Source organism: Klebsiella sp. S69, from assembly GCF_016516145.1.
Classification (GTDB): Bacteria; Pseudomonadota; Gammaproteobacteria; order Enterobacterales; family Enterobacteriaceae; genus Klebsiella; species Klebsiella oxytoca.
Map to the genome: position 1 here is coordinate 176,098 of NZ_JACVUU010000011.1, position 14,765 is coordinate 190,862.

Here is a 14,765-nt window from a genome sequence, read left to right on the forward strand (position 1 = left end):
TGAAGTTTGACGAATCTTTCTATTTTAGCCTCAAATTTTAATGAATCAAAATCGATGCAGGCTTTTTGTTGTGGGATTATTGAATTGCAGCGCTGTTTTGTTGCTTAATCAATGGCAACAGGACGCAGGAGTTATAAAAAATGAAAACCGCATACATCGCAAAACAACGCCAGATTAGTTTCGTTAAGTCACACTTTTCCCGTCAGCTTGAAGAGAAGCTCGGCCTGATCGAAGTTCAGGCGCCGATCTTAAGCCGCGTGGGCGATGGAACTCAGGATAACCTTTCTGGTTGCGAAAAAGCGGTTCAGGTTAAAGTGAAAACACTGCCAGACGCCCAGTTCGAAGTGGTTCATTCACTGGCGAAGTGGAAGCGTCAAACCCTGGGACAACATGACTTCAGCGCGGGCGAAGGGCTGTACACGCACATGAAGGCCCTTCGCCCCGATGAAGACCGATTAACGCCCATCCATTCCGTTTACGTTGACCAGTGGGACTGGGAGCGCGTAATGGGTGACGGAGAACGCCACTGCGGAACGCTGAAATCGACCGTTGAAGCGATCTATGCCGGGATCAAAGCTACCGAAGACGCCGTCAGTAAAGAATTTGGCCTCAAGCCGTTTCTGCCGGAGACGATCCAGTTTGTTCATAGCGAGGAGCTTTTAAGCCGCTATCCGGATCTTGATGCCAAAGGTCGTGAACGGGCGATTGCTAAAGAGCTGGGGGCGGTATTCCTGATCGGCATCGGCGGCAAGCTTTCCGATGGTCAGCGCCACGATGTTCGCGCGCCGGATTATGATGACTGGAGCACGCCGGCTGCTGAAGGCTATGCCGGTCTGAACGGCGATATTCTGGTATGGAACCCGGTTCTGGAAGATGCCTTCGAGCTCTCTTCAATGGGGATCCGCGTGGATGCCGAAGCGCTGAAGCGCCAGCTTGCGATTACCGGTGATGAAGATCGCCTGCAGCTGGAATGGCACCAGGCGCTGCTGCGCGGAGAGATGCCGCAGACTATCGGCGGCGGCATTGGTCAGTCTCGTCTGACGATGCTGCTCCTGCAGCTTGACCATATCGGCCAGGTACAGTGCGGCGTATGGCCGACACAGGTTCGTCAAAGCGTTGCCGCTCTTCTTTAATGCGTGATTAACGCCGCCAGCGTCGCAGCAGGCGGCTACGCAGCCCGGTATCAAAGCGCCAGATATGATCGAAAATGCGCATAATACCGGGCTTGCCGTGTACCGACATCGCCACCGCATGAAAGCGATGCTGATGTTTATGCTGTAGCTCTCCCACCTTATTGATCACCTCATCCGGCAAGCGCTGTGCGATAAAATCTGAAATGACTACCGCATCGGCATCGATCCACTGCGGATTCTGCATACGCTCAATCACTGCCCGGAAACAGCTGGCCAGATCGGTGCCGCCACGGAAGCGCTGGCTCAGAAAGCGGATCGCCTGTTCCAGCCCCTGCGGGCCGGTAAGTTCGTAATGCACCACCTCGCTGGAAAACAGCATAATAAAGCAGCGGCGGTTATCCGCCAGAGCGACCCGCATTAGCGCCAGACAAAACGCCTTGGCGCACTGTTCATTAAAACCGCCCATTGAGCCGGAAGTATCGACGCAGACGATAAAGGGTCCGCGCGGCTGTTCATCAAAATCCTGGCGAGTGACCGGCCGTTCGGTGATCTTTTCTTTCCACGCATCGCCGTGAAGCCGATAGGTCAGCAGCTGCTTTTCAACCAGCTTACGATAGAACTCGAACTCCAGCTCGGTGATACCGAGGGTAGCCAGCTCTGGCGGCAACAAACGCAGAATATCGTCGCTCTGCTGAAGCCCGTCCACCTGCTCCGGTACGGTGGCCGGTTCGCGCACCAGGCTGCGAAAGGTTTCCATCGGCGCATCTTTTTTCGGCACCGCTTTCGCTTCACGTGAGCGTCCCAGCTGTTCAGCGAGCTGCATGAGCTCGGGTTGTTGGCTTAGAAAGTCGCCGTAGCGAACGATCAGCTGATAATCGCCTCGCTTCAGCTCGCCAGCGCTCATGTCCCACAGGTGTCCCGCCGCATTGTCATTTTCCACCAGCACCGGCTCCAGCTGGCCGCTGAGGGTCATGCGTTCCTGAACTTCGCTCAGTAGCTGATCGCGCTCTTCATCCAGCAGTTGCTGATTAAGTGAGGTTGCCTGCACCACCAGACTCAAGCGCCAGCGCTGGAGGAATAACGTGTGCAGCGCTGGCGTAAAGGTGCTGTTGTTATCCACCAGCTGCTGGGCCTGGCTGGCAAAAGGGGAGTGCAGCTTATGCAGCTGGCTCAAAATTTGCGGAAGCTGGACGATAAACTGCGAGGTAGAAAGTCGCTGTGATTGCTGATAACACTGAACCTCCGCATCCAGCTCGGGGGGGATATTGGTCTCTTTGAGTCGCGATCTGACCGCTTCCCGCCAGCGCGGAATGTCGGCGGCGATAATATTTTTTAGGCGCGGGAATTTTTCAAAGAATACCGCCAGTTGAGGTGCTGCCAGCAGCGCCAGCAGCATCTCATCGATCATACCCTCTTCGCCGACTGCCAGCATGACATTCAGCATGTCCAGCGTCATGACTGACGCGCCTGTTTAATCTGCGTTCCGACGTCCTGCAGGCTGGCCTCAATGCGTCCCAGCCACTCACCGGGAATAAACAGACATTTCTGCTGTTCGCTGAAGCGGTTATGTTGCTGATGCCATTCGTCGTCCAGCGCTTCCAGCTGCTGCCGGATTTCGGCCGGCATATTTTCCCGCGATTCGCTACCGGGCAGGGAAAGTCGCGACCCCTGTAAGCTGACATCGCGCACGACCAGATGCTGGCTGGTATCGACATCCATATTCAGCGGCTGGGCAAAACCAATACCGTTGAGCTTGCCGCGAATCTCACCCCCTTTCTCCAGCCAGTGAGCAAGCTCTTCACGAACAAACGTAATATGAATCACTTCCAGATCGTGCAGCTTAAGCGGCTGCTGGAGGAGCAGCGTCAGCGTGGGTTCCTGCACTTCAGCGGGCAGTTCATAATGAGGTTTACGGCTGAACATACCGCCAAGACGGTTTACTTTTAGCGCGGTTTTATCGCTTTGCTGCTGTTGAAGCTGAATACGTCGTTGGATAATCGACCCCAGGCGAGTGAGCATCGCCTGCTGCTGCCAGGCGTGGCTGGTCATTAAGGTCTCCAGCTGCGCGGACATCAGGTTCATCGTCTCAATATTGTGCCACAGGCAATCTTTCAGCAGGATCAGGTCTATTGGCGCGATAGTGTCGCGGCCGCTGAAAAAGGCGCTGGCCTGCAGCAGACGAATGGCTTTTTTCCACCGACGATCTGAGACGTACGGCGCGTTCGGCAGCGTATCTAACTGCTGGCGCAGCTGGAAAATAAGTTCAAAAACGCTGTCCGGCAGCTTAACGCTGCCGATATCCTGCTGCCATTGCTGAAACTCCTCGTCGCTGACCTGTAGATTCGCCGGGACGGGGTTACTGTTCTCGTCCTGCTGGCTTATCAGCATTGAGCGGAAGTTGGTTTTATCCTGAACCTTATCCAGCCATAAACGGATAAGCATCCGATCGTATAGCGCCTCCAGGCTGTTGTCTGCTTCGGGGAGTTCGTTCGACGCCGCCACCAGCAGGCGCATAGGGATTTTTTCTTCGGTTGCCCCGTTGCGGAAATGACGTTCGTTTATTGCCGTCAGCAGCGTATTGAGGATCGCCGGGCCAGCTTTCCAGATCTCATCGAGGAAAACAATTTCGGCTTCCGGAAGATAACCCGCGGTCAAACGCTCGTAGCGTCCTTCATCTTTTAGCGCCTGAATGGAGAGCGGGCCAAAAACTTCTTCCGGCGTGGAAAAACGCGTCATCAGGTACTCAAATGCGCGAGCCTGCTGGAAGGCGAATTTTAGGCGTCGGGCGATCAGACTTTTGGCAATGCCCGGTGGACCCAGCAGAAAAACGCTCTCGCCGCTGAGTGCGGCAAGCAGGCAAAGGCGAATGGCGTGGCTGCGTTCGAAGAGTCCTTTTTCCAGAGCGGCGCTGAGCCGGGAAATTCTTTCTGCCAGTAAATGTGATTGAGCCATAATAGAGTTGCGTGCTTTTTAGAATGTCGTTGTTAGGTCGAGTATAGATGTTTGCTTAGGGGTGGTAATAGCCTGAAGAATCGATTTATTTTCTTTGAGTCAGGTTAAGATGATGTCAGTTAGGGGTACGATTCAGCAAATAATCGTGCATACTGTGCGCTTTTTGTGGGCCAAGGGACTAGGCACACATTTGTTTTATAAACGAAAAGACTAGTCTATGAGCACTGATAATAAGCAATCGCTGCCGGCAATAACGCTGGCGGCAATCGGCGTGGTATACGGCGATATCGGTACCAGTCCACTGTATACACTTCGTGAATGTCTGTCCGGCCAGTTTGGCTTTGGCGTTGAGCGTGATGCTGTTTTTGGCTTCCTGTCGCTCATTTTCTGGCTATTAATTCTCACCGTATCACTCAAATACATCACCTTCGTGATGCGGGCAGACAATGCCGGCGAAGGCGGGATCCTGACGTTAATGTCGCTGGCGGGGCGAAACACCTCCGCGCGCGCAACCTCCATCCTGGTGATCCTTGGGCTTATCGGCGGCAGCTTCTTTTATGGCGAGGTGGTGATTACGCCTGCCATCTCGGTGATGTCGGCGATAGAGGGGCTGGAAATTATCGCCCCGGACCTGGATACGTGGGTGGTGCCCATATCCATCATCGTTCTGACGCTGCTATTTGCCATTCAAAAGCACGGTACCAGCATGGTCGGTAAGCTGTTCGCGCCGATTATGCTGATCTGGTTCCTGCTGCTGGCGGTACTGGGTGCGCGCAGTATCTTTGCTAACCCGGAAGTGCTGCAGGCGCTGAATCCTTACTGGGCGGTACACTTTTTCCTCGAATATAAAACCGTCTCGTTTGTGGCGCTGGGCGCGGTAGTGCTGTCGATTACCGGCGTGGAGGCGCTGTACGCGGATATGGGGCATTTTGGTAAACTGCCGATTCGCCTGGCCTGGTTTTCGGTAGTACTGCCTTCACTGGTGCTTAACTACTTTGGTCAGGGCGCGCTGCTGCTCAAACACCCGGAAGCGATTAAAAACCCGTTCTTTCTGCTGGCGCCCGAGTGGGCGCTCATTCCCATGCTGATTATTGCCGCCCTGGCGACGGTTATCGCTTCACAGGCGGTTATCTCTGGCGTCTTCTCGCTAACCCGGCAGGCGGTGCGCCTGGGGTACCTGTCGCCGATGCGGATTATTCATACTTCGGAAATGGAGTCCGGGCAGATTTATATTCCGTTTATCAACTGGCTGCTCTATATCTCGGTGGTCATCGTCATTGTTAACTTTGAGCACTCCTCGAATCTGGCGGCGGCCTACGGTATTGCGGTGACGGGGACGATGGTGCTGACCACCATTCTGTTCACGACGGTAGCGCGTCAAAACTGGCACTGGAATAAGTTCGTTGTGGCGCTGCTGCTGGTTGCCTTTATGTGCATTGATATCCCGCTCTTTTCCGCGAACCTCGATAAAATCGTCTCCGGCGGCTGGCTGCCTCTGACCCTCGGCCTGGTGATGTTTACCATCATGACCACCTGGAAAAGCGAGCGTTTCCGCCTTCTGCGTCGGATGCATGAGCACGGTAATTCTCTGGAAGCGATGATCTCTTCTCTGGAGAAATCGCCGCCGGTCCGCGTTCCGGGTACCGCCGTCTATATGTCGCGGGCGCTGAACGTCATTCCTTTCGCGCTGTTGCATAACCTTAAGCATAATAAGGTGCTGCACGAGCGGGTGATTTTGCTCACGCTGCGTACTGAAGATGCGCCGTACGTGCATAACGTTCGTCGCGTACAGATTGAGCAGATTTCGCCATCGTTCTGGCGCGTCGTAGCCAGCTACGGCTGGCGGGAAACGCCGAATGTCGAAGAAGTTTTCCACCGCTGTGGGCTGGAAGGCCTGAGCTGCCGGATGATGGAGACCTCCTTCTTTATGTCTCATGAGTCGCTGATCATCGGCAAGCGGCCATGGTACCTGCGCCTGCGCGGCAAGCTTTATCTTCTGCTGCAGCGCAACGCTCTGCGAGCGCCTGACCAGTTCGAAATCCCGCCGAATCGGGTTATTGAGCTCGGCACCCAGGTTGAAATCTGATGCGCTAAAGCCCTTCTTGATGAAGGGCTTTTTGTTTATTTGAACGCTTCTGGCTTTAACTCTTCAGGCTTGCGAAACGTTTCGATGACGATCACAATTCTCACATCTGGTGATGGTTTTCTGTTCTCTTATTGCTAATACTTATACCAGCGAAACGTTTCGCTAGTGGAGTAAAAGAGAAAATGAAAAAAGGTACCGTCCTCAATGCTGAAATTTCGTCGGTCATCTCCCGCCTGGGTCATACCGATACGCTGGTAGTTTGCGATGCCGGGTTACCTGTTCCCCGCAGCAGCGCCCGTATCGATATGGCGTTAACCCACGGGGTGCCCTCCTTCATGCAGGTTCTGGAGGTGGTGACGAGCGAAATGCAGGTTGAAGCGGCTATCCTCGCGGAAGAGATTAAAACGCTTAATCCGCAGCTCCACGCGACGTTGCTCAATCATCTTGAGCAGCTGCAGCAACACCAGGGAAACACCATTGAAATTCGTTACACCAGCCATGAGCAGTTTAAAAAAGAAACCGCAGATAGTCAGGCGGTGATTCGCAGCGGGGAATGTTCCCCGTATGCGAACGTTATTCTCTGTGCCGGCGTGACGTTCTGAGGTCGCCGCTATGGAAGCCTTATTGCAATTAAAAGGGATCGATAAATCGTTCCCTGGCGTCAAGGCGCTCTCCGGCGCCTCGCTAAACGTATATCCGGGCCGCGTGATGGCGCTGGTCGGGGAAAACGGCGCCGGTAAATCCACGATGATGAAAGTGTTGACCGGCATTTACACCCGCGATGCCGGTTCGCTGCTGTGGTTGGGTAAAGAGACCACCTTCAACGGCCCCAAATCTTCTCAGGAAGCCGGAATTGGCATCATCCACCAGGAGCTAAACCTGATCCCCCAATTGACGATCGCCGAGAACATTTTCCTCGGCCGTGAATTTGTGAATCGCTTTGGCAAAATAGACTGGAAAACGATGTACGCCGAAGCCGATAAGCTGCTGGCAAAGCTGAATCTGCGTTTTAACAGCCAGAAGCTGGTGGGGGATTTATCGATAGGCGATCAGCAAATGGTTGAGATCGCTAAGGTGCTGAGCTTTGAGTCGAAGGTCATCATTATGGATGAGCCCACCGATGCGTTGACCGACACCGAGACCGAATCCCTGTTCCGCGTAATCCGCGAACTGAAATCGCAGGGGCGCGGTATTGTCTATATCTCCCACCGTATGAAAGAGATCTTCGAGATTTGCGATGACGTCACGGTATTTCGCGATGGGCAGTTTATCGCCGAGCGTGAAGTGGCCAGTCTGGATGAAGATCTGCTGATTGAGATGATGGTCGGCCGTAAGCTGGAAGATCAGTACCCGCATCTGGACAAAGCCCCGGGCGCTGTTCGTCTTAAGGTCGACAACCTGTGCGGTTCGGGCGTGGAAAATATCTCCTTTATTCTGCGTCAGGGCGAGATTCTCGGCGTCGCCGGGCTGATGGGCGCCGGGCGCACCGAGCTGATGAAGGTACTGTACGGTGCGCTGCCGCGCAGCAGCGGTTCGGTCACGCTGGATGGACGCGAAGTTGTTACGCGCTCCCCGCAGGATGGTCTGGCCAACGGAATCGTCTACATCTCAGAAGACCGTAAGCGCGACGGTTTAGTGCTCGGCATGTCGGTTAAAGAAAACATGTCGCTGACCGCGCTGCGTTACTTCAGCCGCGGCGGCGGTAGTCTCAAGCACAAAGATGAACAACAGGCGGTGAGTGATTTTATCCGCCTGTTTAACGTGAAAACGCCTTCGATGGAGCAGGCCATTGGGCTGCTTTCCGGCGGTAATCAGCAGAAGGTCGCGATAGCCCGCGGGTTGATGACCCGCCCGAAGGTATTGATCCTTGATGAGCCGACACGCGGCGTGGATGTTGGGGCAAAGAAAGAGATATACCAGCTGATTAACCAGTTCAAAGCCGAAGGTCTGAGCATCATTCTGGTCTCTTCGGAGATGCCGGAAGTGCTGGGCATGAGCGATCGCATCATGGTGATGCATGAAGGGCATCTCGGCGGTGAATTCACACGCGAGCAGGCCACCCAGGAAGTATTGATGGCTGCCGCTGTGGGCAAGCTTAATCGTGTGAATCAGGAGTAAAAAAGATGAATAACCCGGCTGTTTCTGGTCGTCGCTACTTCACAAAAGCGTGGCTGATGGAGCAAAAATCGCTGATTGCCCTGCTGGTGCTGATTGCGATTGTCTCGACCATGAGCCCCAACTTTTTTACCGTGAATAACCTGTTCAATATTCTGCAGCAGACTTCAGTTAACGCCATTATGGCGGTAGGGATGACGCTGGTTATCCTGACGTCGGGTATCGACCTGTCCGTCGGTTCTCTGCTGGCTCTGACCGGCGCGGTTGCTGCTTCAATTGTCGGGATTGAGGTCAACGCGCTGGTGGCCGTGGCCGCTGCGCTGGCATTAGGCGCGGCTATCGGCGCCGTGACCGGCGTGATTGTGGCGAAAGGGCGCGTGCAGGCATTTATCGCTACGCTGGTCATGATGCTGCTGCTGCGCGGCGTGACGATGGTGTATACCAATGGAAGCCCGGTAAATACCGGCTTTACCGACAACGCCGATCTGTTCGGCTGGTTCGGGATTGGTCGTCCGCTGGGGATCCCAACGCCGGTGTGGATTATGGCGATCGTTTTCCTGGCCGCCTGGTACATGCTGCACCATACTCGCCTGGGCCGTTATATTTATGCGCTCGGCGGTAACGAGGCGGCAACGCGCCTTTCCGGCATCAGCGTGAATAAAGTTAAAATCATCGTCTATTCTTTGTGCGGCATGCTGGCCTCGCTGGCCGGGATTATTGAGGTCGCGCGTCTCTCTTCCGCGCAGCCGACGGCGGGCACAGGATATGAACTGGATGCGATTGCGGCGGTGGTGCTCGGTGGTACCAGCCTCGCGGGCGGTAAAGGCCGTATTGTCGGCACGCTGATTGGTGCGTTGATCCTTGGCTTTCTGAACAACGGCCTGAATTTATTAGGCGTTTCATCCTATTACCAGATGATCGTGAAAGCGGTGGTCATTTTGCTGGCGGTACTGGTAGATAACAAGAAGCAGTAACTGAGAACTCTACAGGACATCTTAACTATGAATATGAAAAAACTGGCGACCCTGGTCTCTGCTGTAGCGTTAAGTGCGACCGTAAGCGCAAACGCGATGGCAAAAGATACTATCGCTCTGGTTATCTCTACCCTTAACAACCCGTTCTTTGTCTCGCTGAAGGATGGCGCGCAAAAAGAAGCGGACAAACTTGGCTATAACCTGGTGGTACTGGATTCCCAGAATAACCCGGCCAAAGAGTTGGCTAACGTTCAGGATTTAACCGTTCGTGGCACCAAACTGCTGCTGATCAACCCTACGGATTCCGATGCGGTGGGTAACGCCGTGAAGCTGGCTAATCAGGCGAAAATTCCGGTTATCACCCTCGACCGTCAGGCGTCAAAAGGCGACGTGGTAAGCCATATTGCATCTGACAACGTGCTGGGCGGTAATATGGCCGGCGACTATATCGCGAAGAAAGTCGGCGAAAGCGCGAAGATCATTGAACTACAAGGCATTGCCGGGACCTCCGCGGCGCGCGAACGTGGCGAAGGTTTCCAGCAGGCCGTTGCTGCGCACAAGTTTAACGTACTGGCCAGCCAGCCGGCAGATTTTGACCGTACCAAGGGTCTGAACGTCATGCAGAACCTGCTGACGGCGCATCCTGATGTGCAGGCGGTATTTGCCCAGAACGATGAAATGGCGCTGGGCGCGCTGCGTGCGCTACAAACGGCAGGCAAATCTGATGTGATGGTTGTTGGATTTGACGGCACGCCGGATGGCGAAAAAGCGGTTAATAGTGGCAAACTGGCTGCGACCATCGCCCAGCTACCGGAGCAGATCGGCGTTAAAGGCGTTGAGACCGCCGATAAAGTGCTGAAGGGCGAAAAAGTGGATACCAGCTACCCGGTTGAGTTGAAACTGGTCATTAAGCAATAATGTGCGATTCGGATCGGCGACGGTCCGAGGGACAACATAATAAAGAAAAGCAGGGCATGCGCCACCGGATCCCGGTGGCGCGCTTTCCGGGAATATTGATTATGAAAACCGCAGGCAAACTTGTCGTCCTTGGCAGTATCAACGCCGATCACATCCTGAATCTCGACGCCTTCCCAACGCCTGGTGAAACCGTTACCGGTCATCACTATCAGGTCGCTTTTGGCGGTAAGGGCGCAAACCAGGCCGTTGCTGCCGGACGCAGCGGGGCTAATATTTCCTTTATCGCCTGTACCGGCGATGACGACATTGGCGAGCGCGTTCGTCACCAGCTGGAAAGCGACAATATTGACGTTTCGCCGGTCAGAGCCGTCACCGGAGAATCAACCGGCGTGGCGCTGATTTTTGTTAACGCTGAAGGTGAGAATACTATCGGTATTCATGCCGGTGCTAATGCCGCGCTCTCCGTTGCGCAGGTTGATGCGGAAAAAGAGCGTATTGCTGGCGCGCAGGCGCTGCTGATGCAGCTGGAATCACCGCTGGAAAGCGTACTGGCCGCGGCGAAAATCGCTCACCAGAATCAAACCTCAGTCATCCTCAATCCGGCGCCGGCACGTGAATTGCCCGATGAGCTGCTCACGCTGGTAGATATCATTACCCCTAACGAGACCGAAGCGGAAAAGCTCACCGGCGTGCGCGTGGAAAGCGACGATGATGCGGCAAAAGCCGCCAAAGTGCTCCATGATAAAGGTATCGGTACGGTGATCATTACCCTTGGCAGCCGTGGCGTATGGGCCAGCTGCGAAGGTGAAGGTCGTCGGGTGCCCGGCTTTAAAGTGCAGGCGGTAGATACCATAGCCGCTGGCGATACCTTTAATGGTGCGCTGGTCACCGCGCTGCTTGAAGGTAGTGAACTGGCGCAGGCGATTCGTTTTGCCCATGCCGCCGCCGCTATCGCCGTCACCCGCAAAGGGGCCCAGCCCTCCGTGCCCTGGCGAAAAGAAATAGACGAATTTTTACGTCAACAGGGGTAACGCTTGGCCACCATGAAGGATGTAGCCCGCATAGCGGGCGTTTCCACTTCGACGGTTTCTCATGTCATCAACAAAGATCGTTTCGTTAGCGAAGCAATTACCGCTAAAGTCGATGCCGCGATTAAAAGCCTGAACTACGCGCCGTCTGCGCTGGCGCGCAGCCTTAAATTAAACCAAACCCGCACCATAGGCATGCTTATTACCGCCAGTACCAACCCGTTTTATTCGGAGCTAGTGCGCGGCGTGGAACGTAGCTGCTTTGAGCGAGGCTATAGCCTGGTGCTGTGTAATACCGAAGGCGATGAGCAGCGGATGAACCGTAATCTTGAGACGCTGATGCAAAAGCGCGTCGATGGTTTACTCCTGTTGTGCACTGAAACTCATCAGCCTTCGCCGGAAATTATGCAGCGCTATCCTTCTGTACCGACGGTGATGATGGACTGGGCGCCGTTCGACGGCGATAGCGATCTGATTCAGGATAACTCTCTGCTCGGCGGCGATATGGCGACCCAGTATCTGATTGACCAGGGCTATAGTCGGATTGCCTGTATCGCGGGTCCGCTGGATAAAACGCCAGCCCGATTGCGCCTGGAGGGATATCAGGCTGCGATGACTCGAGCCGGACTTGCGGTACCGGAAGGATATGTGATTAGCAGCGATTTTGAATTTGGCGGCGGATTCAGCGCCATGCAGACGCTGCTGACGCTGTCAGAGCTACCGCAGGCAGTATTTGTCGGTAACGATGCGATGGCGGTGGGCGCCTATCAGGCCCTTTACCAGAGCGGCCTGCGTATTCCGCAGGACATGGCGCTGGTGGGTTATGACGACATCGAACTGGCGCGCTATATGACGCCGCCGCTAACCACAATTCATCAACCGAAAGATGAGCTGGGCGAACTGGCCATCGATGTGCTGATTCACCGCATGGCCGATCCGGGACAAAAACAGCAGCGCGTGCAGTTAACGCCTGAGCTGGTGGTTCGTGGCTCAGCCTAACGCTTATGCCGCTCTTTAATCAGGTTGCGGCCATCTTTTGCTCTTAATAAAGTAAATACCAGCGCCGATACCACGGTGATAGCCCCCATGGTAATAAAGGTGTAATGAAATTGCTCAATGGTATTTGCGCTATCAAATCCTTCATAAAACCTCAGCACCGCCGCGCTAACGGCGACCCCGAGACTGATAGAGAGTTGCTGAGTAACGGCCAGCATGCTGTTGCCGCTGCTGGCGTTTTCATCGGTTAAATCGGCGAGCGTGATGGTATTCATTGAGGTGAACTGAGTGGACATCGCCATCCCCAGAACGAATAGCGGCAGCAGCAGCATCCAGATCGACAGATCCGGAGATTGCAGCGAAAACTGAGCAATCATCAGGCCGATGAATACCGTGACCCCAACCAGCGTTTTACGGTAGCCGAACCAGCGAAGTATCTGGGTGACGGTTGATTTCGCAATAATGGAACCGATAGCCGTAGGCGCAATCATGCAGCCAGCAATAATCGCCGGATAGCCGAAGCCAACCTGGAGCATCAGCGGCATCAGGAACGGAACGCAGCCGGTGCCCAGGCGCGTGGCCAGGTTTCCCGCGATCCCAACAGAGAAGGTATGCGTCTTAAATAAGGATAGCGAAATGAGCGGTGTGGGATGACGGCGAGCGTGGCGAATATAGGCCCACATTAAAACGATGCTCAGGGCGATAACGGCCAGAGCCATCCAGGTGGCAACAATCTTCTCGCCAAACAGCTCGATTCCACTGGAAAACAGCACCAGGCTCAGGCCAAAGAGGATAAAACCGAGCGTGTCGAAGCGCCGTCGTGGCGTGGTGAAATCCGGCATGTACTTGCGAGCGTAGACGATTCCGATAATGCCGATGGGAATATTAATCAGGAATATCCAGTGCCAGCTTGCCCAGGTCACCAGTACGCCGCCGAGCACGGGGCCGAGGATAGGGCCGACCAGGCCAGGCATGGTGACGAAGTTGAGTACCGGCAGCAGTTCGCTGCGCGGATAGGCGCGCAGTAACGCCAGCCTCGCAACCGGCATCATCATTGCTCCGCCGATGCCCTGAATGACGCGGAAGATAACCAGTTCCATCAGGGAGTTGGAAAGCGCGCAGGCCAGGGAACCGAGGGTAAACAGGCTGACGGCGATGATAAATACTTTCCGCGTGCCGAAGCGGTCGGCCAGCCAACCGCTGACCGGGATAAGCATGGCTACCGTCAACGTGTAGCTGATAATGGCCGATTGCATCGCAAGCGGTGAACGGTTAAGGCTATGGGCGATAGCGGGAAGGGCCGTATTCAGAATGGTAGCGTCAAGCGCCTGCATAAAAAAAGCCATCGCTGCGATCCATGGCAGCCCGGCCATACTGCGGGCTTTCTTTTTGGTCATTCGATACCTTTACTATTTGTCGGAATGGTTGGGGGCACTCAACAACGCCTGGCAGGCGCTCAGCGCTCGCAAGCCGTCGCTATCCAGAATGGCATCAACGATTGCCTGATGGAGATCCAGCTTCACCACTTCATTTTGGGTAATCGAAGTGAAGTAGGTGTGGTAAACCGAATGAAATAAAGAAGCGAAAGAGGTCAGGAAAGGATTGCCGCTCATTTCATATATATGTTCATGCCAGGCCATATCGACCTCAATCCAGCGCTCGCGCTGAAAGTTCCTCTTTAGCTCAACCATCTCCTCCATCAAAGCGTTGAGTTGAGCCTTCTGCTCCGGCGTGCCTGAGGTTGACGCCAGAAAACAGGCTTGGGGCTCCAGGCTTTCGCGCATAACGAGGAAATGGCCGACAACTTCAGCGAAATTATCTTCCGTTAACCACCATGCGAGTAGTTCTTTATCGAGAAAGTTCCAGCTGCTGCGGGGCATCACCCGCGTTCCGATCCGTGGACGAGGTAAAAGCATCCCTTTCGCAGCAAGCGTTTTAACCGCTTCACGCACGGCCGTACGGCTCACGCCAAACTGCTCACCCAGTTCCATCTCTCCGGGAAGGATACTTTCTGGCGGGTATTCCCCGGTCAGGATTTTTTGAGCTAGTTTCTCCGCTAATACCCAGGAGATGTTCTTTTGTGCCGCCAACTGCTGTGCGCTTAAAGACATAAATGCCGTTCCTTTCTCTTTTTTACCTTATCAGTATGCCATCTGGCGGCGTGCTTCGTTGGTTAAAACGGCAAAACGCCGCTTTTTTGCTACATTACACGGCGTAATGATGAAAAAAGAGGCGGTTGAAAAGTTTTTTGAAATTTCCCCTTGTCACTTCGTAATTACTCCCTATAATGCGCTCCCACTGACACGGAACAACGGCTTACAGCCCGCCGGGTCAGCGGGATTCAGCGATGAATGCCGGCAGAGAAAAGCGAAATTAAACGCTTGACTCTGAATGAGGAAAGCGTATTATACGCCACCTCGCAACGGTGAGCGAAAGCCGCGTTGCACTGCTCTTTAACAATTTATCAGACAATCTGTGTGGGCACTCAAAGTGACATGGATTCTTAACGTCCTCGGACGAAAAATGAATACCAAGTCTCAAAGAGTGAACACGTAATTCATTA

12 protein-coding genes are annotated in these 14,765 nt (G+C 54.3%); 8 read left to right on the top strand and 4 right to left on the bottom strand.

Annotated features, from left to right (window positions below; genetic code table 11):
• Positions 1-140: 140 nt before the first annotated feature.
• Positions 141-1,133, top strand: coding sequence for an aspartate--ammonia ligase (gene asnA, locus IAE27_RS12995; protein WP_004116752.1), 993 nt, complete (start codon positions 141-143; stop codon positions 1,131-1,133).
• Between the two features lie 7 nt (positions 1,134-1,140).
• On the opposite strand, the gene viaA is transcribed toward asnA, so the two are convergent.
• The gene (gene viaA, locus IAE27_RS13000; protein WP_004107310.1) at positions 1,141-2,589 is read right to left on the bottom strand and encodes an ATPase RavA stimulator ViaA; all 1,449 of its coding nucleotides are present in this window, start codon (positions 2,587-2,589) and stop codon (positions 1,141-1,143) included.
• Positions 2,586-4,085, bottom strand: a complete 1,500-nt coding sequence (gene ravA / locus IAE27_RS13005) for an ATPase RavA (RefSeq protein ID WP_004116756.1) — start codon at positions 4,083-4,085, stop codon at positions 2,586-2,588. The genes viaA and ravA overlap by 4 nt, the downstream gene beginning before the upstream one ends.
• Positions 4,086-4,302: 217 nt before the next feature.
• On the opposite strand from ravA, the gene kup reads away from it, so the two are divergent.
• From kup to rbsR, 7 genes are all read left to right on the top strand, one after another.
• Positions 4,303-6,171: a low affinity potassium transporter Kup gene (kup, locus tag IAE27_RS13010; RefSeq protein WP_004107313.1), complete on the top strand. Its 1,869-nt coding sequence runs from the start codon at positions 4,303-4,305 to the stop codon at positions 6,169-6,171.
• Positions 6,172-6,353: 182 nt separating this feature from the next.
• Positions 6,354-6,773 carry a D-ribose pyranase gene (gene rbsD, locus IAE27_RS13015; protein WP_004116762.1) on the top strand — a complete coding sequence of 140 codons (420 nt, stop codon included), beginning with the start codon at positions 6,354-6,356 and terminating at the stop codon, positions 6,771-6,773.
• Positions 6,774-6,783: 10 nt separating this feature from the next.
• Positions 6,784-8,289 (top strand): ribose ABC transporter ATP-binding protein RbsA, encoded by a 1,506-nt coding sequence (rbsA, locus tag IAE27_RS13020; RefSeq protein WP_004116764.1) that lies wholly within the window; start codon positions 6,784-6,786, stop codon positions 8,287-8,289.
• A 5-nt stretch (positions 8,290-8,294) separates the two neighbouring features.
• Entirely contained in the window at positions 8,295-9,260 is a 966-nt protein-coding gene (rbsC, locus tag IAE27_RS13025; RefSeq protein WP_004855792.1) for a ribose ABC transporter permease, read from the top strand.
• Positions 9,261-9,287: 27 nt separating this feature from the next.
• Positions 9,288-10,178 (top strand): ribose ABC transporter substrate-binding protein RbsB, encoded by an 891-nt coding sequence (gene rbsB, locus IAE27_RS13030; protein WP_154022659.1) that lies wholly within the window; start codon positions 9,288-9,290, stop codon positions 10,176-10,178.
• A 98-nt stretch (positions 10,179-10,276) separates the two neighbouring features.
• On the top strand, positions 10,277-11,209 hold the full coding sequence (gene rbsK / locus IAE27_RS13035; RefSeq protein ID WP_024274853.1) for a ribokinase: 933 nt from the start codon (positions 10,277-10,279) through the stop codon (positions 11,207-11,209).
• A 12-nt stretch (positions 11,210-11,221) separates the two neighbouring features.
• Positions 11,222-12,205 carry a ribose operon transcriptional repressor RbsR gene (rbsR, locus tag IAE27_RS13040; RefSeq protein ID WP_004107325.1) on the top strand — a complete coding sequence of 328 codons (984 nt, stop codon included), beginning with the start codon at positions 11,222-11,224 and terminating at the stop codon, positions 12,203-12,205.
• Here rbsR and mdtD read toward each other — a convergent pair.
• A complete protein-coding gene (mdtD, locus tag IAE27_RS13045) occupies positions 12,202-13,599 on the bottom strand; it encodes a multidrug transporter subunit MdtD (RefSeq protein ID WP_004107327.1) in 1,398 nt (465 codons plus the stop codon). The two genes, rbsR and mdtD, sit on opposite strands and share 4 nt — an antisense overlap.
• 12 nt (positions 13,600-13,611) lie before the next feature.
• A complete protein-coding gene (locus tag IAE27_RS13050; RefSeq protein WP_004107328.1) occupies positions 13,612-14,313 on the bottom strand; it encodes a FadR/GntR family transcriptional regulator in 702 nt (233 codons plus the stop codon).
• Between the last annotated feature and the right edge of the window lie 452 nt (positions 14,314-14,765).

What these genes read in the sequence shown, in the direction of transcription:
- asnA (WP_004116752.1), top strand. Translation starts at nt 141, where the DNA reads ATGAAAACCGCATACATCGCAAAACAACGCCAGATTAGTTTCGTTAAG.
- rbsC (WP_004855792.1), top strand. Translation starts at nt 8,295, where the DNA reads ATGAATAACCCGGCTGTTTCTGGTCGTCGCTACTTCACAAAAGCGTGG.
- rbsD (WP_004116762.1), top strand. Translation starts at nt 6,354, where the DNA reads ATGAAAAAAGGTACCGTCCTCAATGCTGAAATTTCGTCGGTCATCTCC.
- rbsB (WP_154022659.1), top strand. Translation starts at nt 9,288, where the DNA reads ATGAATATGAAAAAACTGGCGACCCTGGTCTCTGCTGTAGCGTTAAGT.
- viaA (WP_004107310.1), bottom strand. Translation starts at nt 2,589, where the DNA reads ATGACGCTGGACATGCTGAATGTCATGCTGGCAGTCGGCGAAGAGGGT.
- mdtD (WP_004107327.1), bottom strand. Translation starts at nt 13,599, where the DNA reads ATGACCAAAAAGAAAGCCCGCAGTATGGCCGGGCTGCCATGGATCGCA.
- ravA (WP_004116756.1), bottom strand. Translation starts at nt 4,085, where the DNA reads ATGGCTCAATCACATTTACTGGCAGAAAGAATTTCCCGGCTCAGCGCC.
- rbsA (WP_004116764.1), top strand. Translation starts at nt 6,784, where the DNA reads ATGGAAGCCTTATTGCAATTAAAAGGGATCGATAAATCGTTCCCTGGC.
- rbsR (WP_004107325.1), top strand. Translation starts at nt 11,222, where the DNA reads ATGAAGGATGTAGCCCGCATAGCGGGCGTTTCCACTTCGACGGTTTCT.
- kup (WP_004107313.1), top strand. Translation starts at nt 4,303, where the DNA reads ATGAGCACTGATAATAAGCAATCGCTGCCGGCAATAACGCTGGCGGCA.
- IAE27_RS13050 (WP_004107328.1), bottom strand. Translation starts at nt 14,313, where the DNA reads ATGTCTTTAAGCGCACAGCAGTTGGCGGCACAAAAGAACATCTCCTGG.